Source organism: Arthrobacter sp. NPDC056886 (assembly GCF_042788715.1).
Lineage (GTDB): Bacteria > Actinomycetota > Actinomycetes > Actinomycetales > Micrococcaceae > Arthrobacter.
In genome coordinates this window covers 217,209-241,609 of the sequence record NZ_JBHUBT010000003.1, presented here as the reverse complement: position 1 = coordinate 241,609, position 24,401 = coordinate 217,209, and the positions used below count along the sequence as shown (strand labels likewise).

Genomic DNA, 24,401 nt, shown 5'->3' with positions numbered 1-24,401 from the left:
CTCAGCTGGCCCCAGACAGCAGCTGCGCACGCAGTTCGCGACGCTCGCGTTGCTTGTCCGGATCCGGCAGCGGAACGGCCGCCAGGAGCCGCTGGGTGTAGGGCTCCTGGGGGTTGCGGAGGATCTGGTCCCGGGTGCCCTGCTCCACGATCCTGCCGCGCTGCATGACGCAGATCCGGTCCGCGAGCACATCCACCACTGCGAGGTCATGGGTGACAAAGAGGCACGCGAACCCCAGTTCCCTCTGCAGGTTCTGGAAGAGATCGAGCACCTTGGCCTGGACGGAGACGTCGAGGGCGGATGTGGGCTCGTCGGCGACCATCAGCTTCGGCTTGAGCGAGAGGGCACGCGCGATCCCCACGCGCTGCTTCTGCCCGCCGGAGAGTTCGTGCGGGTAGCGGTTGCGGTAATCCCGCGGCAGCTCGACCTGGTCCAGGAGCGCCTCGATCCGGCTTTGCAGTTCGGCGCCCTTCGCGGCCTTTGCCAGGAACATCGGCTCCCCGATGCTTTCCCCGATGGGCAGCCTGGGGTTCAGGGACGACGACGGATCCTGGAACACCATGCCGACATGCCGGCGCATCTCGCGGAGCTGGCGGCCGTTCTGCTTGGCGGCGGAAATGTCCTGCCCGACCACGCGCATGGTGCCTGCCGCCACCGGCAGCAGGCCGACGGCGGCCCGGCCGATGGTGGTCTTGCCGGAGCCCGACTCGCCGACCAGGCCGACCACCTGTCCGGGGTAGATGACCAGGTTGGCCCCCTCCACGGCGCGGAAGGCCGGCACCCGGCCCTGCTTCGGGTATTCGATGGCGACATCGCTGAGCTCCAGGACCGGCTCGCCCTTCGGTTTGGCTGCCTCGGCCGCGGCCAGGGCGGCGGCATTTTCGCGCTCCCGCCGGATCAGCTCGTCTTCCGGAATGGACAGGATCTCGACGTGCGTCGCGGCGGCGAGAGCGGCGGTGACGTCCACGTCCGCGGCCGAATCGGCGCCCCCCTGGCCCAGGTGCGGGACCGCGGCCAGCAGCGCCTTGGTGTATTCGTGCTGCGGGTTGTGGAAGATCTGCGCTGCCGTCCCTGTCTCGACGATTAGGCCCTTGCGCATGACGGCAATCCGGTCGGCGAGGTCGGCCACCACCCCCATATCGTGGGTGATCAGCACAATGGCACTGTCCAGCTTGTTCCGCAGGTTGCGCATGAGGTCAAGGATTTCGGCTTGGACGGTGACGTCGAGGGCCGTGGTGGGTTCATCGGCGATGAGCAGCTTCGGGTCGCAGGAGAGCGACTGCGCGATCATCGCGCGCTGGCGCTGGCCGCCGGAGAGCTGGTGCGGGTAGGACCGGAAGGCCTTCTCCGGATCGGGCAGTTCGACAAGATCCAGCATGCGCAGGGCGCGGAGTCGGGCTTCTTCCGGGGATACCTCATTGTGCAGACGCACAGTTTCCACGATCTGCGCCCCCACGGTGTACACCGGGTTCAGGGCCGTCATCGGCTCCTGGAAGATCACCGCGACGTCCTTGCCGCGTACTGCGCGGATATTGGCCTCGTTGCTTCCCAGCAGCTCACGGCCGCCGAGCTTGACACTTCCGCTCACGCGGCTGTTACTGGGCAGCAGGCCCAGCAGCGCCATTGAACTGGCGCTCTTTCCGGACCCGGACTCCCCCACGATGGCGAGGACTTCGCCGGCCCGGACCTCGTAGTTCAGGCCGATCGCGGCCGGGACCCATTTCTTGTCCACACCGAAATCCACGCTGAGATCCCGGACCTCCAGGACGGTTTCGCCTTTGCCAGGCGCGGGTGACGCCGGAGGATCGAGGGTGATGAAGTCAGTCATGATGGGCTATCCTTCCGCCCGGGCCGCCGGTGCACCGGGGATTAGTGCTGCGGCTCGGAATACTGAATTATTGGGGGCATGAGCTCTGCGCACGCCGGAAAAGTTGAAGTCTTCAAAGCACGAACCAACAAATGGTTCGCGTGGCTCTCCTGGGCGGTAGCCGCGTTCGGTGTCGTTGCCACGGTGGTCATGGCAGGTCCCGGGGCGCTGGGCGGCATCGCCCCGCTGGCCTTCATCGCCTTCATGGGCTGGCAACTGTTCTGGATGCCGTCCGTTGTGGTCCACGACGCCGGCGTCACCCTGGAAAATCCGTTCCGCTCGATTGAGGTGCCGTGGGCCGCGCTGGTGCATGTCGATACCCGCTTTGCACTGACGCTGGTCACCGCCGAGAAGAGCTACACGTCCTGGGCCGCGCCCGCTCCCGGTATCTGGGGCGGCCGCCACGCCCGCCCGGAAGACCTCCACGGCCTGCCGGCAACCAGCTATGGCCCTGGCAAGTCGGTCCGTCCGGGCGATCTGAAAACCACGGACTCCGGCCAGGCCGCCATGCTGGTGCGGGCGCGGTGGCATGAGCTGGTGGAAGGCGGGCAGCTCGCCGCCGGCGAGGCCTGCAGCACCGCCGCAACCGTCACTGTCCGCTGGGTGGCGATCGGCGCCGTCGTACTGCTCCTGGCGGCCAGCTACCTGGCGGTTACCGCCAGCTAGCCGGTGCCTGCACGGGGCGGGCATTTACTGGCCCCGTGTTCCGTCAGCCGGCCCGTCGTGCCCCGGCTCCTCGGGCCGGAACCCCGATTGCCGGAATCCCTGTTGCTCCGGCCCGTCCAGACCGGTGACAGCGCTTGCCTGCGCCGCGGGGCCGCCGTGTTCTGCAGCTTTCTTGGCGTTGAACTTCTTCTGCCGCGGGTCAAAGGCGTCCCGCAGGCCGTCGCCGATGAAGTTGATGCTGAGGCAGATGAGCACGATGAACATACCCGGGAACCAAAAGAGCCAGGGCCGAGTGGTGAAGGCCTGCTGGTTCTGCGAGATGAGCAGGCCCAGGGACGTGTCCGGGGCCTTGACACCGACACCGAGGTAACTGAGCGCCGTTTCCGTGAGGATCGCGGCGGACATGGTCAGGGTCACGTTCACGATGAGCACGCCGACGGCGTTGGGCAAAATGTGCTTGAAGATGATCCGGGCATTGCTTGCGCCCGAAATCCGGGCCGCATCCACAAACTCGCGTTCGCGCAGTGACAGGAATTCCCCGCGCATCAGGCGGGCCAGTGCGACCCAGCTGATCAGGCCCAGGAAGATTCCGAGGGCCAGGACGCCGTTGGTGCTGGCAAAGGAAGCGAACCAGCTTCCCTGGTCCCGGCGCCCGGCGAGAGCAGCCATGACAGCGGCCAGCAGCAGGGCGGGAATGATGATGATGACGTCAGTCAGTCGCATCAAGATGGCCTCGGGCCAGCCCCGGAAGTAGCCGGAGATGGCGCCGACCACGACGCCGATCAGGCCGGCGATGACGCCGATCACGATCATGATGGTGATGGACTGCTGCGCGCCGCGCATGGTCATGGCGAAGACGTCCCGGCCGATCCGGTCCTGGCCGAAGGGGTGTTCGCCCCAGGCCAGCGGCCACAGGGAGGAGGTCGGTGCGCCGCCGTTGACCAGGGGGGAGACTTGCTCGTGGTTGTACTTCCACCAGCCCGGGATGCCCAGGTAGCCCACGGAGGTGAAGGCCAGGATGAAGATGAGGGAGAACACCACAAGGCCGATGATGGCGCCGGAGTGTCCGAGGAAACGTTTCCGGACGATCTGGCCCTGGCTGAGGCCCTTGGCCTCGATGATCGGCTCAATGCCCGCGGCGGCAGATATCCGGGAGGCGTCTTCGGCCATGATTTCTTCCTGCTGGCTTGGCTGGCTCATGCTTTTACCCTTACGCGCGGATCCAGTGCGGAGTAAGCAAGGTCCGCGATGAGGTTGAAGACCATGGCCGTGATGGCCACGCAAATGAAGACCCCCATGACCGGATTGGGATCGACGTGCGCGATTCCGTCCAGGAAGAGGAAGCCCATGCCACGGACCGAGAAGACCGTTTCGGTGATGACGGCACCGCCGATCAGTGCGCCGATGTCGAAGGCCACGATCGTGGCGATCGGGATCAGGGCGTTCCGGAAGGCGTGGCGCATGACGACGGTCCGCTCGCTCAGGCCCTTGGCCCGGGCCGTGCGGATGTAGTCCATGTTCATGATTTCGAGCATGGAGGCCCGGGTGAACCGCGTGTAGCTGGCCAGTGAAATGAGGATCAGGGCCAGGGTGGGCAGGATCAGGTGGGTAAAGGTGTCAAGGCCCAGGACCCAGAAGTCGCCCTGGATGTTCGGCGTGCTGGCACCGATGGTGGCGATCGGCCGGCCGCGCACACGACTGTTGTTGAAGTAGCTGGGCCAGGCCTGCATGTACCGGTCCAGCAGGATCAGGAAGCCGACCAGGAACGAGGTGATTCCCGCCGCCCGCATGGACTGCCCCCGGTCGTAGCCACCCACCAGGTAGCCGATGCCCACGCCGATCAGGACAAAGGCGATCGCCAGCAGCACGATCATCACGAACGTGGCCTCGTTGAGCAGCGGCTGAAGGAGGAAGTACAGCACGACGCCGACGCCGACGGCGATGAGCGCGGACTGCAGTGCCTTACGGTTTTTCAGCCCGGCGGAGAGCAGGGTCACGGCGAAGGCGATGCCGACACCGGCGATGGCGATGACCACAGGGCCCAGACCCGGCGTCTTGAACCACTCGGTGGCGGAGAAGTAGATGAGCACTGCGGCGACGAAGCCGAAGGCGACGACCCCGGCCAGCAGCCGGCGCCGCATAGGCCCGCCCACCGCGACGGCAGTCACTGCGCCTACGATCACGCCGATGCCGAGTGCCGCGGACAGCGGTACATCGGGGTTTCGCAGGAAGTCGTTGAAGCCGATGGCGCCGAATTCCTTGAGCAGGACGGCGACCCAGAAGATCGGCAGGGAAAAGAACAAGAAAGCCATGAAGGTGACGCCGTAATCCAGCGTGCTGTACTGGCGCAGGGCGGTGACGATGCCCAGGGTGATGCCGATCAGGATGGCGAGCACCGTTGCCGCGGTGACGAGGGTCAGCGTCTGGACGAGCGCGAAGCCGAGGGCCTCGGTGACGGGCTGGCCGGCGATGTTTTTCCCGAGGTCACAGGAGTTGGCGAACGGGATGAGGCACTGGACAGCGCCACCGAACCATTTGAAGTACCGCAACGGGGCGGGGGTGTCCAGCTGCAGGAGTTCGATCCTCGCGTCCATGAGCTGCTGCTTCTGCGGCGAGGGGTTGACGCGGAACTGCTCCAGGGGATCGCCGGACGCCGCTGTCAGGAGATACACGAAGTAGGACGCACCGAGAAGGATGAGGGCGGCGGTCACAAGCCGCCGGAAAATGTAGGTCACCATTGGAATAGAACCTCGGAATTCGGGCCCAGGGATTGCCCGGACCGGTCGCGGAGTTTGGCCGGTTCCCGCCGATGTGGCGGCGGGACCACGGCATCGCCAGGATATCGCCAGAAAGGCGTCGGAACCGAAGATCTGTGGTCCCGACGCCTTTCCAGCAGTGCTACTTAGGGTCGCGGGCTACTTCTGTGCCCATTCCCAGAAGTTCCACCAAACGCCGGTCTGGTTCGGCATGTACTTCACCCCGGTGATGCGGTCGCTGTACGCGTCCACGCCAACCGACTGGAACAGCGGAAGGCCGTAGGCCGAATCCCAGATCATCTTGTCGATCTGCGCAACGAGGCCGTCCTGCTTGCTCTTGTCGGTGGTGACGATCAGTTCGTCCATCAGCTTGTCGGCTTCAGGGTTGCTGAACTGGTTGAAGTTGGAGTCGTTGCCGGACTTGAAGATCTGCGGAACGCCGGACACGCCGACACCCGAGTTGCTCCAGCCAAAGATGGTGGCGTCGTAGCTGCCGTCACCGAGGGCCTTGCCCCAATCGGACTTGCCGAGGCCGCCGTCGACGATCTTGAAGCCGGCCTTGGTGGCGGACTCGCTGATCAGGGAGTAGGCGTCAACACGGTTGGGGTTGTCCTTGTTGTACATGATGCGAACCGAGGGGGTGGCACCGTTGAGGAGCTTCTTGGCACCCTCGATGTCCACACCCTGGTAGGCGGAGGAACCGTTGTTCTTCGCGGAGTCGGCGTAGGGTGCCTGGTCCGGGACGAACAGCTGGGAGTCAAGCGGTGCTGCCTTCGGGTCGAGCTTCTTGACGATCTTGTCGACGATGTCCGCACGCGGGACGGCCTTCATGAACGCTTCACGAACATTCTTGTCGGCAAACGGGCCCGAGTAGTTCAGGTCGATGTGGTCGTACGCGAGCTGGTTGCCGACGTCGACAGTCACGCCCTGGCTTTCGAGGGCCTTGAGCTGCTCCACGGTGTCAGCGGATGCCTGCGGGGCGATGATGTCGGCCTCGCCGTTCTTGAGCGCCTGGACCTGGGCGGGTGCCTCACCGATGTAGCGGACGGTGATTTCGTCCAGCTGGGCTTCCGGACCCCAGTTGTAGTCCTTGTTCCTGACCATGGTCAGGGACTGGTCCTGGCTGACGCTCTTGACGATGAACGGGCCGTTGGAGAGGTAGAGGCTCGGATCGGCAGGCAGGGTCTTGGTGTCAAAACCGGTGTTCCACATGTCCGCCATGGCCTTGAGCTGCGCGTTCGCCGGCTTGGGGGCCTTGGCGTCGCCACGGGGCATGCCCTTCAGGAGGTCAATGAACGCCTTGGTGTCCGCCAGGCCTGCCTTCTTGGCGAGGACGTGGGCCGGGATGTCGATGCCGGGGCCGCCGATGGCGATTTCCCAGTCAGCAAACGGTTTGGAGTACTTCAGCGTCATGCTGCGGCCGTCGTCACCGAGTTCCGGGAAGTCGGTGAGGGCAATACCGGTGGGGTCACCGGCGTAGGAGAAGTAGGACGTTCCGGTTTTCGCCTCCGCGTTAGCGTCGTTGTAGTAACCGGAGAAGGCAGCCCACTGCAGCACAAGGTCGGCCGCGGTGACGGGCGTACCGTCTGACCACTTCACGCCGTCGTTGATGGTGTACTTTACCGTCAGCGGATTGTCGGAGACCTTTTCCATCTTGCCGAACTTCTCGTTGCGGACAACGTTGAGCTTGTTGTCGATGTAGAAGAAGCCCGAGTGCGTGGCATAGCTGATCTTCGAGTTGATGTCAGTGTTGCCATCGGCTGTGTTCGGGTTGAACGTATTGAACGCGTTGACCTCCACTACGGTTGCCGATCCGCCTTGCTTGCTTGCTGCGGCCGCAGTGGACGGGGTTGTCCCGCCGCTGTTGCCTGCGCAGGCGCTGAGGGCGATGGCAGCTGCTGCCGCCACGCCCACTGCTTTGGAAATACGACCCAAGCGCATTCCGCCTCCTTGTTTCTGTGGTGTGGGTGAGACCGGCGCCGGAAGCGCCAGACAGACGTCCACACTCCCCCAGCGGCAGTGTGGCCCGTCTCACATGGCATGAAGCGTAAACCCAGAAGGCCACTTGGAGCCACCAAAGTTGACCCACCGTAAAGTTCGTTACCGAGCTGCAACATAGGACACGGTCCGCAAAGCCAATTTTCCACAAAAACATTGAAGGCTGCGTAGCCAAAATACAAAAGAGCGGCACACAGGAAAAGCCCCGATCCGAAAATCGAGGCTCCTCTAGTTAATCGTTAATTACTTGACAGAATTACCGCTCTGCCGGGCGGGAGGACGTCAAACGTTGAAACGGAATTCGACCACGTCGCCGTCGGCCATGACGTATTCCTTGCCTTCGATGCGGACCTTGCCGCGGGCCTTCGCCTCGGCCATGGAGCCGGCCTCGACTAGGTCATCGAACGACACAACCTCGGCCTTGATGAAGCCTCGCTGGAAATCGGAGTGGATCACGCCGGCCGCCTGCGGGGCGGTGTCGCCCTGGCGGATGGTCCATGCCCGGGTTTCCTTGGGGCCTGCCGTGAGGTAGGTCTGCAGTCCAAGGGTGTGGAAGCCGACGCGGGCCAACTGGTCCAGTCCGGATTCGTCCTGGCCGTTCATTTCCAGCATCTCGCGGGCTTCTGCCTCGTCGAGCTCCACCAGATCGGACTCAAGCTTGGCGTCCAGGAAGATGGCGTCTGCAGGAGCCACAAGGGCACGCAGTTCCGCCTGCTTCTCCGGGCTGCCGAGGATGCCCTCGTCGGAGTTGAAGACATAGATGAAGGGCTTGGCCGTCAGCAGGCCGAGTTCCTTGAGGTGCTCCATCTCCAGCTTGTCGCTCTTGATGGAGGAGAAGATCGTGTCGCCGCGTTCCAGCACTGCCTGCGCCGCCAAGATGGCTGCGAGCTCGGCCGCATCCCGCTTCTTGATCTTTACTTCTTTTTCAATCCGGGGGACGGCCTTTTCGATGGTCTGCAGATCGGCAAGGATCAGCTCGGTGTTGATCGTCTCCATGTCGGAACTGGGATCAACCTTGCCATCGACGTGAATGACGTCCGGGTCATCGAACACGCGAACAACCTGCGCGATTGCCTCGGCCTCGCGGATGTTGGCCAGGAACTGGTTACCCAGGCCCTCGCCCTCGGACGCGCCCTTAACGATGCCGGCGATGTCCACGAAGGACACGGCTGCGGGCAGCAGGCGCGCGGAGCCGAAGATGCCGGCGAGCTTTTCAAGCCGGGCATCCGGCAGGTTCACGACGCCGATGTTCGGCTCGATCGTGGCGAACGGGTAGTTCGCCGCGAGGACCTGGTTGCGGGTCAGTGCGTTGAAAAGGGTTGATTTGCCGACGTTGGGCAGTCCGACGATGCCAATAGTAAGTGCCACGAGCATATATTCTACCCGCACGGGCCGGTGATCGTTGCGGCGGCCGGCGCGAGGGCTGGCGCGAGGGCCTGCGGGGCGGGACCGCGCGCAGGTTCCGGGCTGTAAGTCCGGGGCGTTCCGGGCGTCGCAGCCGAAACTGTCACAGGGGCATGCCAGAGTGAAGTTATGGATGCTTTTGCACTGATTCTTGCCCTGCTCATGCTGCTCACGGGCGCCGTTGCGGGCGCCGTCGTCGTCTATGTCCTGCTCCGCCGGCGCTATCTGGCCGTGGAACAGGACTTCGACGGCGTATCGGCCCGGCTCTCCGACGTCAGCGCCCAGTTCGCCGCCGCCGACGCCGAGAGGCGCCTTCTCGCGGCACAGAACCGGGAACTGGGCGAGTCCCGCAACCAGGATGGCAGTGTGCTCCGAGCGCTGGCGCCGGTGGCGGAGAAGCTCACCGCCGTGCAGCAGCAGGTGTCGCTGCTCGAACGCGACCGGCTGGAGCAGTACGGCCAGCTGGCCCAGCAACTGCAGGAGGCCCGCCTGTCCGATGAGCAGCTGCTGCGCTCGACGCATGCGCTGGAGTCTGCCCTGCGCTCCAACAGCGCCCGCGGCCAGTGGGGTGAGGTCCAGCTGCGCCGGGTGGTCGAGGCAGCAGGGATGCTGCGGCATGTGGATTTCCATGAACAGGTCCACAGCGGGCAGGCCCACAGCTCCGGACCGGACGGCAGCCTCCGGCCCGATCTCGTGGTGCAGCTGCCCGGGGACAAGCAGCTCGTTGTCGACGCAAAGGTCCCGCTGGCGGCGTATCTGGCTGCCCAGGACCTCGGCGCCTCCCAGACAGGCCAGCAGTCCTCGCAGCTGCCCGGCAGCCAGCAGGCGCACCTAGCGGCTCATGCCAAGGCCCTCAAGGCCCACGTGGACGCGCTGGGCAGCAAGAAGTACTGGGACATCCCCGGCAATTCTCCGGAGCTGGTGGTGTGTTTCCTGCCGGCGGAGTCCATCCTGGCCGCCGCCCTCTCCGCGGACCCGGCCTTGCTGGACTATGCCCTCTCCAAGAACGTGGTCCTGGCCTCCCCCGGGACTTTGCTGGCGGTGCTGAAGTCGGTGGCGTTCACGTGGCGGCAGGACGTGTTGACGGACAGCGCCCGGGAACTCTTCGAACTGGCGCGGCAGCTCTATGACCGGATGGGCACACTCGGCGAGAACGTCACCAAGCTGGGGTCATCGCTGAAGACCTCGGTGGAGCGGTACAACTCCATGGTCGGGACCCTTGAGGCCCGAGTCCTGCCCACCGCCAGGAAGCTGAATGCCCTCGAATCAGCCGGTCTGGTCACTCCGCCCGCAGTCGAGGTCACGCCGCGGGCAGTCGCCGCCCCGGAACTGCAGCCCAGGAACCAGGCCGAAGAGTCCGCGGCCTAGGACTGTTCAGTACTAGGACTGTTCAGTACCTAGGACTGTTCGGGACGGGTGCCGCGGCCGCCGAGGGCGCGGGTGACGTCGCCGGCCTGCTTCAGGGTGGCCCGGAGCTCCTTCGGCAGGGAGAACAGGAGGTCTTCTTCGGCCGTGACGACTTCCTCGACCGATCCGTAGCCGTAGTCGGCCAGGAGCCGGAGCACGTCCTTGACCAGGACTTCTGGGACGGAGGCCCCGGATGTCACACCCACCGTCGCGACGCCCTCGAACCAGGCCTCGTCGACCTCGTTGGCGAAGTCGACCCGGTAGGAGGCCTTGGCACCGTATTCCAGTGCCACCTCCACGAGGCGGACGGAGTTCGATGAGTTGGCGGAGCCCACCACGATCACGAGTTCTGCCTGGGGCGAGATCTTCTTGATCGCTACTTGGCGGTTGGTGGTGGCGTAGCAGATGTCGTCGCTGGGCGGATCCTGCAGGGTGGGGAACCGCTCCTTGAGCAGGCGCACAGTCTCCATGGTTTCGTCCACGCTGAGGGTGGTCTGCGAGAGCCAGATGACCTTCTCCGGGTCGCGGACCGTGACCTTGTCGACCTCGTGCGGGCCGTTGATGATCTGGATGTGCTCAGGAGCCTCGCCGGCGGTGCCTTCCACTTCCTCATGCCCGTCGTGGCCGATCAGCAGGATGTCGAAGTCGTCTTTGGCGAACCGGACGGCTTCGCGGTGCACCTTAGTGACCAGCGGGCAGGTCGCGTCAATGGTGCGCAGGCCGCGGTCCTCGGCTGACTGAACGACGGCGGGCGAGACACCGTGCGCGGAAAAGATCACGAGGGCACCTTCCGGGACCTCGTCGGTTTCATCGACGAAGATGGCGCCCTTCTCCTCCAGGGAGCTGACCACGTGGACGTTGTGCACGATCTGCTTGCGGACGTAGACCGGCGGGCCGTAGTGCTCCAAGGCTTTTTCCACCGCGATGACCGCACGGTCAACGCCGGCGCAGTAGCCGCGCGGGGCCGCCAGCAGGACCTTTTTGGGACCGGCGACAGGGGCTGCCGCCAGAACGTCTTCCGGTGAACGCCGCCGGCGCGGAACGGATGGCATCGGAACGGAAACAGCGGTGGAGGTCATGCCCCCCATGCTACCGGTGTTCACTCTTGCCCCGTTTGCGGCCCCCAACTACGCGGACAGCCACACCTGCGGCCAGCAGGGCTGCTCCCGCGACTGCGGCGGCGACGATCCACTGGCCGAAACTGGCAGAGCTCGCCGCGACAAACTCGTTCTTGAAGAGCTCCGCCACACCGTTGCCGCTCGAGGTCCCGGCGACGGCGGCGCTGGCGGCATCGCTGGCCAGCTTCCATGCCCCTGCGAGCACCAGGGCTCCGAGGCCCATGCCAACCAGGACGGTCCACCGGCGTCGGGCCGCAACGAACGCCAGCATGAAGGCAATGCCGGCGCCGACGGCAACGGCATAGCCCATCGGGGCGAAGGCGGTGACGCGTTCGATCAGCTGGCGCTGGTTGGACTGCCCGATATGGATCAGCACTTGGGCGGGGGCCTCCAGAGGAAGCGTGGTCGCTTCGGATACCTGCTTGGCCACCAGCCCGACAAGCGGTGCGACATCCAGGGTGAGCGACGACGTGCCGTCAACCTCCGGCGGCAGCGTGCTGGGGTCGGCGAACGTGAGGCGGTGGCTCTTGCGCAGCGTTTCCGCCCAGGCCTCGGAGTAGCCGGGCAGTCCCGTGAGCGATTGTGCCGCGTTGTCCAAGACCGGCAGGGCAAGCTCTTTGAGCGCCTCAGGGATGCCGGCGCTGGAAGCCAGGCCATCGACGGCAGCGGTAGCCAGCCGCTGCTGGAACGCCGGGTTCTTGCCCAGGGGTGCGGTCAGGGCAACAAAGCCCTCTTCCTGGACGATGTTGCGGTCCACCCACATGGCTGGAACGGCGACGGCTGCCATCACCAGCCCGACAAGGACGGCGGCGGCAGAGACAAAAGTGCGCAAGGGATTCCTAGGAGGTCGATGGCATCCCTCCCATCCTAGGGCGGGGCGGGGTGCGGCCATAAAGTCGGGCCCCGGTGGTAGAGCTATGGATAGAGTTGAAAGAGACAACTTCCGGCTGCCGGCCGGCTCACCCGCCGGGGAGCGGGCCGCCGGCAGTCCCCCTCGGGCAAAGGACACGCACGCATATGTACAGGCCTCTCCACACGGCACTCCACAGGGCACCCTCGGCCATGGAGCCCAGGCATGTCTGAAGAAGTGGTGGCGGCCACCACGCTGCCGGCCACGGCGGCTGAAACCAGCCCGGACAACCCCTGGCCGCTGCAGTTGCTGTCCCAGAAGCTCAAGATGCACATCGACCGTGCCCCCTCGGCATGGGTTGAGGGGCAGGTGATCGAGCTCAACCGTCGCGGCAGCAACGCCTACCTGACGCTCCGGGACATCGACGCCGAGATCTCACTGCCGGCGTCGGTCTGGACCACCGTGCTGGATCGCCAGGTCGCTCCGCTGGAACGGGGTTCCCGGGTTGTAGCCCTGATCAAGGCCGAATTTTGGCTCAAGACAGGCCGCCTGAACATGTCCGTGAAGGACATCCGTCCGGTGGGTCTCGGCGACCTCCTCGCCAGGATCGAGCGGCTGCGCCAGGCCCTCGCCGCCGAAGGGCTCTTTGCCGATTCCCGGAAGAAGCGGCTCCCCCTGCTCCCGCACCGGATCGGCCTGATCACCGGCCGGGACTCTGACGCCAAGAAGGATGTGCTGCGCAACGCTGCCCTGCGCTGGCCCGCCGTCGAATTCGAGATCCGCGAAGTAGCGGTCCAGGGCAACACCGCCGTAGCCCAGATGATCGCGGCATTGCGGGAGCTCGACGCCCACCCTGTGGTTGACGTCATCGTCATCGCCCGCGGCGGAGGCGCCCTCGAGGACCTGTTGCCGTTCAGCAGCGAGGAGCTCATCCGGGCCGTCGCGGACGCGTCCACGCCCGTGGTGAGCGCAATCGGGCACGAAGCGGACCGGCCTATCCTCGACGACGTCGCAGACCTCAGGGCCTCGACGCCCACCGATGCCGCGAAGAGGATCGTTCCGGATGTCGCGGAAGAGCTCGTCCGGGTCCGGCAGGCCCGGGATCAGCTCCGTCGTGGAGTCACCCGGCTCGTTGAACGCGAGGGCGACCGGCTGGCATCCCTGCGCTCCCGTCCCGTGCTGCTCTCCCCCGATGTCATGATCACCCAGCGCCACGACGACGTCGAACGGCTCAAGGTCCGCTCACTCTCGTCCATCAGCGCCGCCGTCGTGCGGGCAGCTGACCAGCTGGTCCACCTCAAGGCGCAGGTGCGCGCGCTCTCGCCGCAAAAGACGCTGGATCGCGGCTACGCGGTGGTCCAGCTCGCCAGCTCCGGAACGGCCTCCGCGACCCACCGGGACGTGGTGCGGCACCCCTCGCAGGCGCCCGTCGGCACGGACCTTACGGTGCGGGTGGCCGGCGGCCGGTTCACGGCCCAATCCACCGGCGGCCAGGAGCCGGCCGAGGACTAACCCAGCGGACCAAAACCAGGCACGCGGCGCCTGATCCGGCGCCACTCCGGGCATCAGCCGGCAACCCGGCAGCCCCACTGCACCACTGCACCCCAGCACCCCTGCACCAGCACCATCGACCAGACACCGCGGCAGCAGACACCGCCACAACCAAGGAGCATCCACATGGCAGAAGAATCCAGCCCGAACGCCGACATCGAGGCCCTCAGCTACGAGGACGCCCGCGAGCAGCTTGTCGCAGTGGTGGGCAAGCTGGAGGCCGGCGGCGCCAGCCTGGAGGAATCGCTCGCGCTGTGGGAGCGCGGCGAGGCACTGGCCAAGCGCTGCGAACAGTGGCTCGAAGGCGCCCGCAAGCGTCTCGCCGCAGCCCGGGACCACGCAGCGGACAAGAACTAGGCGCCCTTCAAAGACCGCCGCAAGGCCCGCGGCGTCGCCCGCCGGTCAGGACCGCTTTACCAGTTCGCGCTCCATGTCCAGGTCCAAGTCCGGAACCGGCCATTGGAGATCCATGCCGTCGAGGGCTTCCAGGAGGAGCTGCTGCACGGCGATGCGGGCGTACCACTTCTTGTTGGCCGGCACCACATGCCACGGGACCAGATCGGTGTTGGTCTTGTCGATGGCCTTCTGGTAGGCGTCCATGTAGTCAGGCCAGAAGGCCCGTTCCTTCAGGTCCCCACTGCTGTACTTCCACTGTTTGGCGGGGTCATCCAGCCGGGCCAGGAGGCGGTCCTTCTGCTCGTCGCTGCTGATGTGCAACATGACCTTCACGATCTTCGTCCCGGCCCCCGCCTGCCTGGCCTCAAATTCGTTGATGGCCCGGTAGCGGCGCTCCAGCTCCTCGGGGCTGGCCCAGCGGTGGACGCGGTGAATCAGGACGTCCTCGTAGTGCGAGCGGTCGAAGACGCCCACCATCCCGGCCGCCGGCACCTCCCTCTCGATGCGCCACAAGAAGTCGTAGGACTTCTCCTCCGGAGTGGGTGCCTTGAAGGACTTCAGCTGGACACCGTGGGGGTTCATGGTGCCCATGACGTGGGTGACGATTCCGCCCTTGCCGGCGGTGTCCATGGCCTGCAGGATCAGCAGGAGCCGTTTGGTTCCGCCGTACAGGGACTCGGCAAAGAGCTGTTCCTGGAGTTGGGCGAGTTTGCCGTCCAGCTCCTCCAACAACTCCTCTCCGTCGGCCTTGTCGCCGTCGTAGCCGGGCGTCGAGCCGGGGTCCAGCGAATCCAGGCTAAAGCCCTTCCCGACCTTCAGGAGTTTCGAGGGGTGGTCATCGAATGTCGCGGAGCCTGCCATCAATGCCTCTTTCCGGTTGGCGCAGCCGCGGTAGGCGGGGCAGGTGCCCCATTGCGCTGCTGACCGAAGCCTAGTTCCCCTTGTACCGGCTCAGGAAGTCCGCCATGCGGTTGATCGCTTCCTCGAGGTCCTTGACGTTTGGCAGAGTCACCATCCGGAAGTGGTCCGGGCGGACCCAGTTGAACGCCCTGCCGTGGGACAGGAGGATCTTCTGTTCGCGGAGCAGGTCCAGGACAAATTTCTCGTCGTCGCGGATGTGATAGACCTCGGGGTCCAGCTTCGGGAACAGATACATGGCCCCGCGGGCCTGCTGCGTGCTGACGCCCGGGATGGCGTTGAGCATGTCGTAGGCCTTGTTCCGCTGCTCCAGGAGCCGTCCGCCGGGCAGGATCAGGTCGTTGATGCTCTGGTAGCCGCCAAGCGCGGTCTGGATGGCGTGCTGGGCCGGAACATTGGCGCAGAGGCGCATGTTGGCGAGCAGGTTGATGCCCTCGAGGTAGTCGGCGGCGTCCTTTTTCGGCCCGGAGATGGCCATCCAGCCGGCCCGGAACCCGCAGACCCGGTACGCCTTGGAGAGACCGCTGAAGGTCAGGCACAGGACGTCGTCGCCGGTGAGCGACGCGAGGTTTACATGCACCGCGTCTTCGTAAAGGATCTTCTCGTAGATCTCGTCGGCGAAGAGCACCAGGCCGTGTTTCTCGGCGAGGGCGACGATCTTTTTCAGCGTCGCTTTCGGATACACCGCACCCGTGGGGTTGTTCGGGTTAATGATCACGATGCCCTTGGTGCGCGGGGTGATCTTCGCTTCCATGTCTTCAAGGTCGGGCTGCCACCCGGTTTCCTCGTCGCAGAGGTAGTGCACGGGCTTCCCGCCGGCCAGGGCAACCGAGGCAGTCCACAGCGGGTAGTCCGGGGTAGGGATGAGGACCTCGTCGCCGTCGTCGAGCAGGGCCATGAGCGACATCGTGATCAGTTCGCTGACGCCGTTGCCGAGATAGATGTCATCGACGTGGATGTTCTGGATCCCACGGGTCTGGTAGTACTGCGAGACGGCGGTGCGGGCGGAGAAAATGCCGCGCGAGTCGCTGTAGCCCTGGGCGTGCGGCAGGTGGCGGATCATGTCCACCAGGATCGCGTCCGGCGCTTCAAACCCAAACGGGGCCGGGTTTCCGATGTTCAGTTTGAGGATCCGGTGACCCTCCGCCTCCATCTGCTGGGCGGCCTGAAGAATCGGTCCACGGATGTCGTAAAGGACATTATGAAGCTTGGTGGACTGCTTGAATTCTGCCATCCATCAAATATGCCATATGGAGGATGTACTTCCGCTGAGACATGACTCACACGCGGGCGCGGCAGTAACAACGACGACGCCGGCGCCCGGGCTGCAAGCCCGCACACCGGCGTCGTCGTCAGGTCAGTCGTGGCCAGCGGCCTGGCCGGGTCCCCCGTGGCTTGTTGCCACGGCGGTCCCGCAGTGTGGCTACTGCTTGACGATGCCCTTCTCCTTCAGCCACGCGTCCGCGGCGTCCTTCGGGTTCTGCTTCTGGCTGCCGCTCACGGCACGGTTGAGGTTGATGAGGTCTTCCGTGGTGAGGACCTTGGAGACGGAGTTGAGGGCTTCCTTCGCCTTATCCGTCATCTTGGCGGTGTTGTACAGCGGCAACACCTGCTGGGCGATGAAGTTGTTCTTCGGATCCTCCAGCACCACGAGGTCGTTGTCCGGGATGGACGGGGTGGTGGTGTAGATGTCTGCCACCTGGACCTGGTCCGAGAGCAGGGCCTTGAGCGTGACAGCGCCGCCGCCGTCGCTGAACGGTTCAAGCTTCTTCGGGACGCAGTTGTAGTTCTTCTTCAGGCCGGGCAGCCCGTAAGCGCGCTCGGCGAAGGTCGCCGGGGCGCCAATTACGAGGTCGCTGCAAACTTTCGCCATGTCTTCGATGGACTTCAGCTGGTGCTTCTCGGCAGTGGCCTTGGTAACCACCATGGCGTCCTTGTCCTCCGCTTTGGAAGCATCCAGCACGGCGAGGCCCTGCGGGAGCTTGGCCGGGAGGGCCTTCGCGATGTCCTCGGCCGAAACCTCGGTGGCGTCCTTGTTTACGTACAGCAGCAGGTTGCCGCTGTAGTCGGGAACTACGTCCACCGACCCGTCCTGGACTGCCTTCAGGTAGACCTCCCTCGAGCCGATGTTCGGCTTGGTGCTGGCCGTGACACCCGCGGCGTTCAGGGCACCGGCGTAGACCTCCGCCAGGATCTGGCTCTCCGGGAAATCGGCGGAGCCGACCACCAGGGCGCCGCCTGAACCGGAGGCCGCACCGCTGCTGGCCGGGGCCGAACTGAGCGGGTTGGACGATCCTCCGCAGGCTGACAGGGCCATGGCCAGGCCGACGCCGGCGGCAACCGCGCCGAATGTGCGCCTGCCGAGGGCTCGTTGGCGGGATTCCTTCATGACGTACCTCCTTGAAGAACAGTCCCCGCGAGTACGGGGTCTGTGAGATCAACCGCAGCCTGCTGGCCGCGGTTTGGCTTGGATGAGGCGCCCCGTGACAGGAACAGCCTCTGGATCAGGGCGAGGACAAGATCCACGGAAATGGCGAGGGCGGCGATCAGCAAGGAGCCGCCCAGCATTTGCGGGAAGTCGGAGAGCACGAGCCCGTCGAACAGGTAGCGGCCCAGGCCACCCAGGTTGATGTAGGCGACGACGGAGACGGTTGCGATCACCTGGAGCACCCCGGTCCGGAAGCCGCCGTACATCACGGGCAGCGCGTTGGGGAATTCCGCCCGGAACAGGACCTGCCATTCGGTCATACCCATGGCGCGGGCGGCATCCACCACATTGCGGTCGACGCTGGAGATCCCGGCGTAGGTGCCGGCCAGCAGGGGCGGCACGGTCAGGATCACGAGGGCCCAGATCGGCGGCATCAGACCGATGCCGGCGAGCAGGACAAAGAGGGTCAGCAAGCCGAGGGTGGGCAGGGCGCGCAGCGCGCCGGCGAGTGCCACGATGGCAACCCGTCCCCGGCCGGTGTGTCCGACGTAGAGGCCGATGGGCACGGCGATGGCGGTGGCGATCAGCATCACCAGGCCCGTATAGAGCAGGTGCTCGGCTAGCCGCGTCGGGATTCCGGCGCTGCCGGACCAGTTCTCCGGATTGGCGAGCCACGCAAAGGTGTCCGTGACAACATTGCTCATGCGTTTCCCCCTCCGGTCTTGGGCCGTGAAAGCAGCAAGGCCCCGTCAGCGGCGCCAGTCGTGTCCTGGGCGGCGCCTGGACCGGCGCCAGCGCCCGTGGCCGCCGCGGCCCGGGTCCACGGCGTTAGCAGCCGTTCGAGCAGGACGAGGATGGCGTCCATCAGTAGCGCGAGGATCAGGATGGCGATGATGCCCACCACCACCTCGGTGACGAAATCGCGTTGCAGGCCGGACGTGAAGAGCATTCCGAGGTTGCCGATGCCGAGCAGTGCCGCGACGCTGACCAGTGAGATGTTGCTGACCGAGACCACGCGAAGCCCGGCGAACATTACCGGCAAAGACAGCGGCAGATCGATCTGCATGAAACGGGCGAAGGGTTTGAAACCCATCGCGACGGCCGCCTGCCGGAGGTCCTCGTCCACGGAGTCGAAGGCATCCAGCGCGGCGCGCACCAGCAGGGCAACGGCGTAGATGGTCAGGGCCACGACCACGTTGACGGGGTCCAGGATCCGCGTTCCGAGGATGGTCGGCAGGATGATGAAGAGCGCCAGGGACGGGATCGTGTAGAGCAGCGAGGACCCTGTGAGCACCGTGGACCGGAGCCCCCGGCTCTGCCGGGCGAGCTGGGCCAGCGGGACGGCAATGATGACCCCGAGCACCATCGGCAGGATGGCCAGGACGAGGTGTTGGCCGGCGAGGCTGAAGACCTCCGCCCTGTTGGCCAGGAACCACTCCATCAGAGCCCTCCGTGCCGGATGCTGCGGTCTGACTCGATCACGGCGAGCACTTCCGTGGCCGCGATAACCCCGGCCACGCGGCCGTCGTCGTCCACGGCGACGCCGAGGCCCGACGGCGAGGACAGGGCCGCGTCCAGGGCCCGGCGGAGCGTGTCCCCCTTGCGGAACAGGGAGCCGCCGGGAACCATCGCCGGACCGGTTCCCGTGGCACTGCCGGGCCCGGCCCAGCCAAGGGGACGGAGCACGTCGTCAACCACCAACTGCCAGCCGTCGGAGCTGCCCTCCTCCCGGAGCTGTTCGGCCGTGATGGTGCGGACCGGGTGGATGGTGACACCGTCGGAGGGGCTGAACGCAAGGTGCCGGAACCCGCGGTCGCGGCCCACAAAGGCGGCCACGAATTCGTTGGCCGGGGCCCGCAGAATCTCCTGCGGGGCCGCGTACTGCGCCAGCTTGCCGCCGACAGCGAATACGGCCACTTTGTCGCCCAGGACTGTCGCCTCGTCGATGTCGTGGGTGACGAAGACGATCGTCTTGGCCAGATCATGCTGGAGGCGGAGCAGCTCCTTCTGCAATTCATCGCGGACCACGGGGTCCACGGCGCTGAAAGGCTCGTCCATCAGCAGCACCGGAGGATCGGCCGCGAGCGCCCGGGCCACGCCCACGCGCTGCTGCTGGCCGCCGGAGAGCTGGGACGGGTACCGCTTGCCGAGGGCGGAGGCCAGTCCGACGACGTCGAGCAGTTCCTGGGCGCGCCTGCGGGCGTCGGCTTTGGACACGCCGTTGAGCCGTGGAACGGTGGCGATGTTGTCCAGCACGGAGCGGTGGGGCATCAACCCGGAAGATTGCATGACATAGCCCATGGACCGGCGCAGCTGCGCGGCTGGCACTGAAGTGACATCAGCCCCGTCGACGGTGATGACGCCGGAAGTGGGCTCCACCATGCGGTTGATCATCCGCAGGGAGGTGGTCTTCCCACAACCGGAAGGTCCCACGAACACTGTGATGGCGCCCTTGTCGATAGACATGGTCAACCCGTCAACGGCGGGCTGGCCACCCTGGTACTGCTTCGTGACGTTTTGGAACTCGATCATGGCTTCGGCCATTTCCGGGCTTACCTAACTGTTGGCGGCAACATCGACAGGGACCAGCCAACTTCATCAGTGTGCTGGCCATAAAGCAGTTAGCACTTAGACTAACGAGCACTCATGACATTGTCATGAAAATGCGGTCAGCAGCGCCGCGGCTCCCGTAGGGCTTCGGAAGCACAACGATTTCGGATGGGTGGCGCACCGGAAATGCTTCCGGTGCGCCACCGGGACTGTTGTGTCACCGCGGGATGTGCCTCAGCGGGGCCGCCGCCGCCCGCCCTTGGCCCCACCCTTGCCACTGCCGTGGCCGCTCTTGCCGCTGTTGTTGCCACTGCCGTGGCCCCGCGCATTTTCCTGGCTGTCCCGCTCGGCCGACCGTTGGCTCTTGCCCGCCACCGCAATCTTTTGGTGCCATTCGCGCTGGTAGGCCCGCCGGGCGGCCGCGTCGTGGCGGCGGGCCAGGGCGGCGAGTTCGCGCTGCAGCTTCAGGTAGCTCGCCCAGCGGCGCTCGGCCAGGACACCGTCGGCGAGCGCGGCCTGGACAGCGCAGCCGGGCTCGCGGCCGTGCGCGCAATCCGAGAAGCGGCACTGCTCGAAGAGCTCTTCGAGGTCGCCGAACATCTCCTCCATTCCGTCCTCGGCGTCGAAGATCCCGAAGCCGCGCACCCCGGGTGTGTCCATCAGGACGGCGCCGCCGGGCAGGGGAACGAGTGCGCGGGACGTGGTGGTGTGCCTGCCCTTGCCGTCGCCGGCGCGGACTGCCCCGATCTCCTGGGTCGCGGCGCCGGCGAGGGCATTGATGAGCGTGGATTTGCCGGCGCCGGAGGGCCCGAGCAGCACCAGCGTGCCGCCGGGCGGCAGATGGCCCAGCAGTTCGTCGAGACCGTCGCCGTTCTCAGCGGAGGTGGTGACGACGTCGACGCCGGCCGACTGGCGCACGACCGTCTCCACGACGTCGTCCGCCAGGTCCGCGATGTCCGCCTTCGTGATGATCACGAGCGGCGTGGCACCGGAGTCCCAGGCCGCGACCAGCGTCCGTTCGAGCCGGTTGTGCGTGAGCGGACGGTCCACCGGAACGACGATCCCCACGATGTCCATGTTGGCGCCCAGGACCTGGGCCTCGGAGGAGGCCTCGAAGGCACGCTTGCGACTCAGCTCCGAGTGGCGCGGCACGATGCCCACGACGGCGGGCTCCCCCGCCGCGTTGGAGCCCAGCCAGACCCAGTCCCCCGTGGCGGGAAGCTCCCCGCCACGCGGATAGGGCAGGTGTGCGGTTCCGTCGCCGTCGGCCACCAGGACGAGGTTGCGGTCCACCCGGATGACGCGGCCCGGGCGGTGGCCTCCCGGCACGGGATGGGCCGCGAACCGCGCCGCGACGCCGGCCGTGTAACCGTAGTGGACCGGCCCCTCGGGGCCGCCGTCATTTGCAGGCAGAGCTGAATTCGACCCGGCTGAATCAGGCCCGGCTGAATCGGGCAGGGGTGAATTTGGAACAGATGAATCGGTCATGAGGGCGCGGCGGGCGCCCGGCGATGCAGCATGTGTAGTCAACGAAAACCCTTTGATGGGGCCCCGTGATGCGGCGCAGGTGCGCTGCGGCGGCAAGAGACGCCGCGGGCGTAGAGACTAGCGCTGGGTGGCTAGGCTGCGCCGTGGGACGGGGCAGGAGTAATGACATGGCTTGTATCGGTGCGCTGCGCGCTCAGAAATATCGCATTCATTGCTTCCACCTCCCCGTTGTTGGCTGGCTTGCTGCGGCCGGCCCTGCGTGATCCCGCCTGCGGACTGCACTGCTGTGCTTCTGCTCGGCGGTTTCTACAGAATAGCCATGGCGCCTGCGCCTGGCTAGCGATTTAGCCGGAGAGTTTTCCGTTCAGCGGCCTCTCGCGGTACAGGCGCAGCCCGGCATCGACCAGCGAGACCCGGTTCAGCTCGGCCACCGCCTCCAGCGGAATCCAGGCCGCGTGGGTGGTGCTGCCGTTCACCTCGTGGCGCAAGTCCCCGCCCGTGATCGTCGCCTCGTAGACCAGCCGGAGCGACTGGAAGTCCCGGTCGCCGCCGTCGAGCCGGACTTCGGATGGCCAGTGCCCGACGTCGATCCCCAGCATGGCGCCGACCTCGGCGTCGTAGCCGGTTTCCTCGTGAATCTCGCGGCGGCATCCGTCTACCGGGTGTTCGGCCAGGTCCAGGCCGCCGCCTGGCAGCGTCCAGCCCTCGCGGCCGTCCTGCTTCCAGTAGGCCAGGAGGATTTCGGCGTCACGGATGATGACGGCGTAGGCGGCAGGCCGGGTGTCGAATTGCATGCTCATCCCTCCAGCGTAGTAGCCGGTAGATTGCCTCCGGCTATTCCTGTTCCGCCACCAGCTGGAGCACCCCGAAGACAGGCTCCTGCTCCAGGACCCGGACATCGGTGATCCCGGCGGCGGCCAGTGCCGTGCGGAAGGACTCCTGCAGCCGCGGCACGTTCATGCCGAGCCCGCCGCCCAGAATGACGGGACCCTCGAGGCCCAGCTGCCGGACGGTCTGCGCGGCCAGGTTGGCGAGGTCGCTCCCGGCCTGGTCCATGAGGGCCTGGCTCGTCGCATGGCCGGCGCCGGCAGCTTCCACTACGAGCCGGGCCTGCTGGGCCCAGAAGCGGCGTCCGGTCGCGGGCGAGTGGAACATTGCGATCAGCATGTTCGGGTGGTCCACGCCGCAGGATGCCAGCAGGGCGCTGGTGAGTTCGTCCGGCTCCAGCCCCTGGTTCATCCGCCGCAGGCTGTGGCGGACGGCCTCCCGGCCCAGCCAGTAGCCGCTGCCCTCGTCGCCGAGCAAGTAGCCCCAGCCTCCGGCCCGGGCTTCCTCGCCGCGCCCGTTCCTGCCCCACGCGGCCGAGCCAGTGCCGGCGATCACTGCGACGCCCGTGCTGGCGCCGCCTGCAGCGAGCAGCAGCCGGGTGTCATGGACCACCGTGATCCGTGCGCCGGGCACGTGGGGGGCAATCAGTGCCGCGAGCGCCGCGGCGTCGTCGTCGGTGTCGATGCCGCCGGCTCCGACGTAAACCTGGCCCACTGCTCCCCCGCCGATCATGCCGAAGAGTTCCGCCAGGTTGCGTGCCGCTTCCTCGGGGCTGACGTTCTGGACATTGGAGCTGCCCACGGATTCGTCGGCCACGGGCTTGCCGTCCTCGAACCGGACGCCCCGGGTTTTGGTGCCGCCGATGTCCAGACCGATCACGGCATCCGTCGTCGCCGGGGCGGATGGCGTGGTGGAAGATGGAACGGAGTCCGCCGCCGGCGGGAAGTCAGTGTTAGTCACTGGATCAGGTTACTGAATCACTGCAAGGAGCCCGCAATGCCCCACGATCTCTTCGGCACCCCCGTCATCGCAGCGCCCATGGCCGGGGGAACGTCAACGCCGGCCTTTGTCGAGGCCGTGCACCGCGCCGGCGGCCTTGGCTTCCTGGCGGCCGGCTACAAGGGCGTGGCGGCGATGCAGGCGGAAATCCGCTCCGTCCGGGAGTCCGGCGCCCGCTTCGGCATGAATGTGTTCGTCCCGGATCCGGTCCAGTTGCGGCCGTCCGCGGCGCTGTTGGCTGAGCTCGAGGACTACCGGCTGCAGCTGCTGGCCGATGCCCGGCGATACGGTGTGGAGCTCCCGCCGTTGCGGGTCGATGACGACGACGAGTGGCAGGGAAAGATCGATGCCCTGCTGGCGGAGCCCGTGGAGCTGGTCAGTTTCGCCTTCGGGCTGCCCGGCGCCGACGTCGCCAGCGCTCTGCAGCGGGCGGGATCGGTGGTGCTTGCCACTGTGACCAGCGCGGCCGAAGCCGTACAGGCGGCACACCAGGGCGTGGACGCCCTGGTGGTGCAGCATACGAGCGCCGGAGCACACAGTGCGGCGTTCCTTCCGGCGTCGGGGGCACAGCCCGGCGGGAGGACGGCGGGGACGACGGCGGGCACGACGGCGGAGCTGCTCGCGGAGGTGCGGTCCGCCGTCGACCTGCCGCTGGTGGCCGCGGGCGGCATCATGGATGCGGCCGGGCTCGACGCGGTGCTGCGCGCCGGGGCTGCAGCAGCCCAGATCGGCACCGCATTCCTCCGCACGGACGAAAGCGGCGCCAGGCAGCTGCACAAGGATGCCCTGGCGGATCCGCATTTCACCGGCACCCGGCTGACACGCGCCTTCACCGGCCGGCAGGCCCGGGCCCTGGAGAACGAATTCGTCCGCGACCACCCCGAGGCGCCGGAGGCCTACCCGGCCGTCCACCACCTGACGGCTCCGCTCCGGGCGGCGGCCGCCGCTGCGGGCGATCCAGAACGCCTGAACCTGTGGGCCGGCTCGGGTTGGCGGCAGGCGCAGGCCGGACCCGTCGCCGCCGTCGTGGACGGGCTGCTCGCCGGCCGCTGAACGCCGATGGGTCCCGCCGCGCGCTGCAGGGTCCCGAATTCGCCGGAAGCGTGCGAGATCGCCGTTTCTTTCCGGCGTCCTCGGACCCTTCCGGCGACTTCGACGACCTTGGCGCGTGTGGCGG

21 protein-coding genes are annotated in these 24,401 nt (G+C 66.4%); 5 read left to right on the top strand and 16 right to left on the bottom strand.

Annotated features, from left to right (window positions below):
* Position 1: 1 nt before the first annotated feature.
* Positions 2 to 1,828: an ABC transporter ATP-binding protein gene (locus tag ACFRJ8_RS06895; protein WP_377985378.1), complete on the bottom strand. Its 1,827-nt coding sequence runs from the start codon at positions 1,826 to 1,828 to the stop codon at positions 2 to 4.
* Between the two features lie 78 nt (positions 1,829 to 1,906).
* On the opposite strand from ACFRJ8_RS06895, the gene ACFRJ8_RS06890 reads away from it, so the two are divergent.
* Complete coding sequence (locus tag ACFRJ8_RS06890) at positions 1,907 to 2,533, top strand: PH domain-containing protein (protein WP_377985377.1); 627 nt, start codon at positions 1,907 to 1,909, stop codon at positions 2,531 to 2,533.
* Between the two features lie 24 nt (positions 2,534 to 2,557).
* Here ACFRJ8_RS06890 and ACFRJ8_RS06885 read toward each other — a convergent pair whose 3' ends face one another.
* The 4 genes from ACFRJ8_RS06885 to ychF form a co-directional block, all read right to left on the bottom strand.
* Positions 2,558 to 3,703, bottom strand: coding sequence for an ABC transporter permease (locus ACFRJ8_RS06885; RefSeq protein WP_377985586.1), 1,146 nt, complete (start codon positions 3,701 to 3,703; stop codon positions 2,558 to 2,560).
* A gap of 26 nt (positions 3,704 to 3,729) precedes the next feature.
* A complete protein-coding gene (locus tag ACFRJ8_RS06880; RefSeq protein WP_377985376.1) occupies positions 3,730 to 5,271 on the bottom strand; it encodes an ABC transporter permease in 1,542 nt (513 codons plus the stop codon).
* Between the two features lie 177 nt (positions 5,272 to 5,448).
* Positions 5,449 to 7,230: an ABC transporter family substrate-binding protein gene (locus tag ACFRJ8_RS06875; RefSeq protein WP_377985375.1), complete on the bottom strand. Its 1,782-nt coding sequence runs from the start codon at positions 7,228 to 7,230 to the stop codon at positions 5,449 to 5,451.
* 339 nt (positions 7,231 to 7,569) lie between these two features.
* Positions 7,570 to 8,655, bottom strand: coding sequence for a redox-regulated ATPase YchF (gene ychF, locus ACFRJ8_RS06870; protein ID WP_377985374.1), 1,086 nt, complete (start codon positions 8,653 to 8,655; stop codon positions 7,570 to 7,572).
* 165 nt (positions 8,656 to 8,820) lie between these two features.
* Between ychF and ACFRJ8_RS06865 the strand changes: the two genes are divergently transcribed.
* A complete protein-coding gene (locus tag ACFRJ8_RS06865; RefSeq protein ID WP_377985373.1) occupies positions 8,821 to 10,059 on the top strand; it encodes a DNA recombination protein RmuC in 1,239 nt (412 codons plus the stop codon).
* 29 nt (positions 10,060 to 10,088) lie between these two features.
* Here the strand turns inward: ACFRJ8_RS06865 and ACFRJ8_RS06860 are convergent, their stop codons facing one another.
* Together ACFRJ8_RS06860 and ACFRJ8_RS06855 are read right to left on the bottom strand one after the other, a co-directional pair.
* The gene (locus ACFRJ8_RS06860; protein WP_377985372.1) at positions 10,089 to 11,177 is read right to left on the bottom strand and encodes a 4-hydroxy-3-methylbut-2-enyl diphosphate reductase; all 1,089 of its coding nucleotides are present in this window, start codon (positions 11,175 to 11,177) and stop codon (positions 10,089 to 10,091) included.
* Positions 11,178 to 11,187: 10 nt separating this feature from the next.
* On the bottom strand, positions 11,188 to 12,048 hold the full coding sequence (locus ACFRJ8_RS06855; RefSeq protein ID WP_377985371.1) for a hypothetical protein: 861 nt from the start codon (positions 12,046 to 12,048) through the stop codon (positions 11,188 to 11,190).
* Between the two features lie 243 nt (positions 12,049 to 12,291).
* On the opposite strand from ACFRJ8_RS06855, the gene xseA reads away from it, so the two are divergent.
* Positions 12,292 to 13,578 (top strand): exodeoxyribonuclease VII large subunit, encoded by a 1,287-nt coding sequence (gene xseA / locus ACFRJ8_RS06850; RefSeq protein ID WP_377985370.1) that lies wholly within the window; start codon positions 12,292 to 12,294, stop codon positions 13,576 to 13,578.
* A 165-nt stretch (positions 13,579 to 13,743) separates the two neighbouring features.
* Positions 13,744 to 13,974, top strand: a complete 231-nt coding sequence (locus tag ACFRJ8_RS06845; protein WP_377985369.1) for an exodeoxyribonuclease VII small subunit — start codon at positions 13,744 to 13,746, stop codon at positions 13,972 to 13,974.
* Between the two features lie 45 nt (positions 13,975 to 14,019).
* On the opposite strand, the gene ACFRJ8_RS06840 is transcribed toward ACFRJ8_RS06845, so the two are convergent.
* The 9 genes from ACFRJ8_RS06840 to ACFRJ8_RS06800 form a co-directional block, all read right to left on the bottom strand.
* A complete protein-coding gene (locus ACFRJ8_RS06840; RefSeq protein ID WP_377985368.1) occupies positions 14,020 to 14,874 on the bottom strand; it encodes a polyphosphate kinase 2 family protein in 855 nt (284 codons plus the stop codon).
* Positions 14,875 to 14,944: 70 nt separating this feature from the next.
* Entirely contained in the window at positions 14,945 to 16,165 is a 1,221-nt protein-coding gene (locus ACFRJ8_RS06835) for a pyridoxal phosphate-dependent aminotransferase (RefSeq protein WP_277522555.1), read from the bottom strand.
* A gap of 189 nt (positions 16,166 to 16,354) precedes the next feature.
* The gene (locus ACFRJ8_RS06830) at positions 16,355 to 17,320 is read right to left on the bottom strand and encodes an ABC transporter substrate-binding protein (protein ID WP_377985367.1); all 966 of its coding nucleotides are present in this window, start codon (positions 17,318 to 17,320) and stop codon (positions 16,355 to 16,357) included.
* Entirely contained in the window at positions 17,317 to 18,063 is a 747-nt protein-coding gene (locus ACFRJ8_RS06825; protein WP_377985366.1) for an ABC transporter permease, read from the bottom strand. The genes ACFRJ8_RS06830 and ACFRJ8_RS06825 overlap by 4 nt, the downstream gene beginning before the upstream one ends.
* The gene (locus ACFRJ8_RS06820) at positions 18,060 to 18,800 is read right to left on the bottom strand and encodes an ABC transporter permease (RefSeq protein ID WP_377985365.1); all 741 of its coding nucleotides are present in this window, start codon (positions 18,798 to 18,800) and stop codon (positions 18,060 to 18,062) included. Before ACFRJ8_RS06820 ends, ACFRJ8_RS06825 begins: the two co-directional genes overlap by 4 nt.
* Positions 18,800 to 19,903: an ABC transporter ATP-binding protein gene (locus ACFRJ8_RS06815; protein ID WP_377985364.1), complete on the bottom strand. Its 1,104-nt coding sequence runs from the start codon at positions 19,901 to 19,903 to the stop codon at positions 18,800 to 18,802. The genes ACFRJ8_RS06820 and ACFRJ8_RS06815 overlap by 1 nt, the downstream gene beginning before the upstream one ends.
* A 240-nt stretch (positions 19,904 to 20,143) precedes the next feature.
* Entirely contained in the window at positions 20,144 to 21,439 is a 1,296-nt protein-coding gene (rsgA, locus tag ACFRJ8_RS06810) for a ribosome small subunit-dependent GTPase A (protein ID WP_377985363.1), read from the bottom strand.
* Positions 21,440 to 21,741: 302 nt separating this feature from the next.
* Positions 21,742 to 22,197 (bottom strand): NUDIX hydrolase, encoded by a 456-nt coding sequence (locus tag ACFRJ8_RS06805; protein WP_377985362.1) that lies wholly within the window; start codon positions 22,195 to 22,197, stop codon positions 21,742 to 21,744.
* A 34-nt stretch (positions 22,198 to 22,231) separates the two neighbouring features.
* Positions 22,232 to 23,185, bottom strand: a complete 954-nt coding sequence (locus ACFRJ8_RS06800) for an N-acetylglucosamine kinase (protein ID WP_377985361.1) — start codon at positions 23,183 to 23,185, stop codon at positions 22,232 to 22,234.
* Positions 23,186 to 23,221: 36 nt separating this feature from the next.
* On the opposite strand from ACFRJ8_RS06800, the gene ACFRJ8_RS06795 reads away from it, so the two are divergent.
* Positions 23,222 to 24,277 (top strand): nitronate monooxygenase, encoded by a 1,056-nt coding sequence (locus tag ACFRJ8_RS06795; protein ID WP_377985360.1) that lies wholly within the window; start codon positions 23,222 to 23,224, stop codon positions 24,275 to 24,277.
* Positions 24,278 to 24,401 lie beyond the last annotated feature (124 nt).

Bases quoted from the DNA above. Each gene is read 5' to 3' on its own strand.
- ACFRJ8_RS06805 (WP_377985362.1), bottom strand. From the start codon at position 22,197: ATGAGCATGCAATTCGACACCCGGCCTGCCGCCTACGCCGTCATCATC.
- ACFRJ8_RS06880 (WP_377985376.1), bottom strand. From the start codon at position 5,271: ATGGTGACCTACATTTTCCGGCGGCTTGTGACCGCCGCCCTCATCCTT.
- ACFRJ8_RS06825 (WP_377985366.1), bottom strand. From the start codon at position 18,063: ATGAGCAATGTTGTCACGGACACCTTTGCGTGGCTCGCCAATCCGGAG.
- ACFRJ8_RS06835 (WP_277522555.1), bottom strand. From the start codon at position 16,165: ATGGCAGAATTCAAGCAGTCCACCAAGCTTCATAATGTCCTTTACGAC.
- xseA (WP_377985370.1), top strand. From the start codon at position 12,292: ATGTCTGAAGAAGTGGTGGCGGCCACCACGCTGCCGGCCACGGCGGCT.
- ACFRJ8_RS06885 (WP_377985586.1), bottom strand. From the start codon at position 3,703: ATGGCCGAAGACGCCTCCCGGATATCTGCCGCCGCGGGCATTGAGCCG.
- ACFRJ8_RS06830 (WP_377985367.1), bottom strand. From the start codon at position 17,320: ATGAAGGAATCCCGCCAACGAGCCCTCGGCAGGCGCACATTCGGCGCG.
- ACFRJ8_RS06795 (WP_377985360.1), top strand. From the start codon at position 23,222: ATGCCCCACGATCTCTTCGGCACCCCCGTCATCGCAGCGCCCATGGCC.
- ACFRJ8_RS06815 (WP_377985364.1), bottom strand. From the start codon at position 19,903: ATGGCCGAAGCCATGATCGAGTTCCAAAACGTCACGAAGCAGTACCAG.
- ACFRJ8_RS06820 (WP_377985365.1), bottom strand. From the start codon at position 18,800: ATGGAGTGGTTCCTGGCCAACAGGGCGGAGGTCTTCAGCCTCGCCGGC.
- ACFRJ8_RS06845 (WP_377985369.1), top strand. From the start codon at position 13,744: ATGGCAGAAGAATCCAGCCCGAACGCCGACATCGAGGCCCTCAGCTAC.
- ACFRJ8_RS06840 (WP_377985368.1), bottom strand. From the start codon at position 14,874: ATGGCAGGCTCCGCGACATTCGATGACCACCCCTCGAAACTCCTGAAG.
- ACFRJ8_RS06865 (WP_377985373.1), top strand. From the start codon at position 8,821: ATGGATGCTTTTGCACTGATTCTTGCCCTGCTCATGCTGCTCACGGGC.
- ACFRJ8_RS06890 (WP_377985377.1), top strand. From the start codon at position 1,907: ATGAGCTCTGCGCACGCCGGAAAAGTTGAAGTCTTCAAAGCACGAACC.
- ACFRJ8_RS06860 (WP_377985372.1), bottom strand. From the start codon at position 11,177: ATGACCTCCACCGCTGTTTCCGTTCCGATGCCATCCGTTCCGCGCCGG.
- ACFRJ8_RS06895 (WP_377985378.1), bottom strand. From the start codon at position 1,828: ATGACTGACTTCATCACCCTCGATCCTCCGGCGTCACCCGCGCCTGGC.
- ACFRJ8_RS06875 (WP_377985375.1), bottom strand. From the start codon at position 7,230: ATGCGCTTGGGTCGTATTTCCAAAGCAGTGGGCGTGGCGGCAGCAGCT.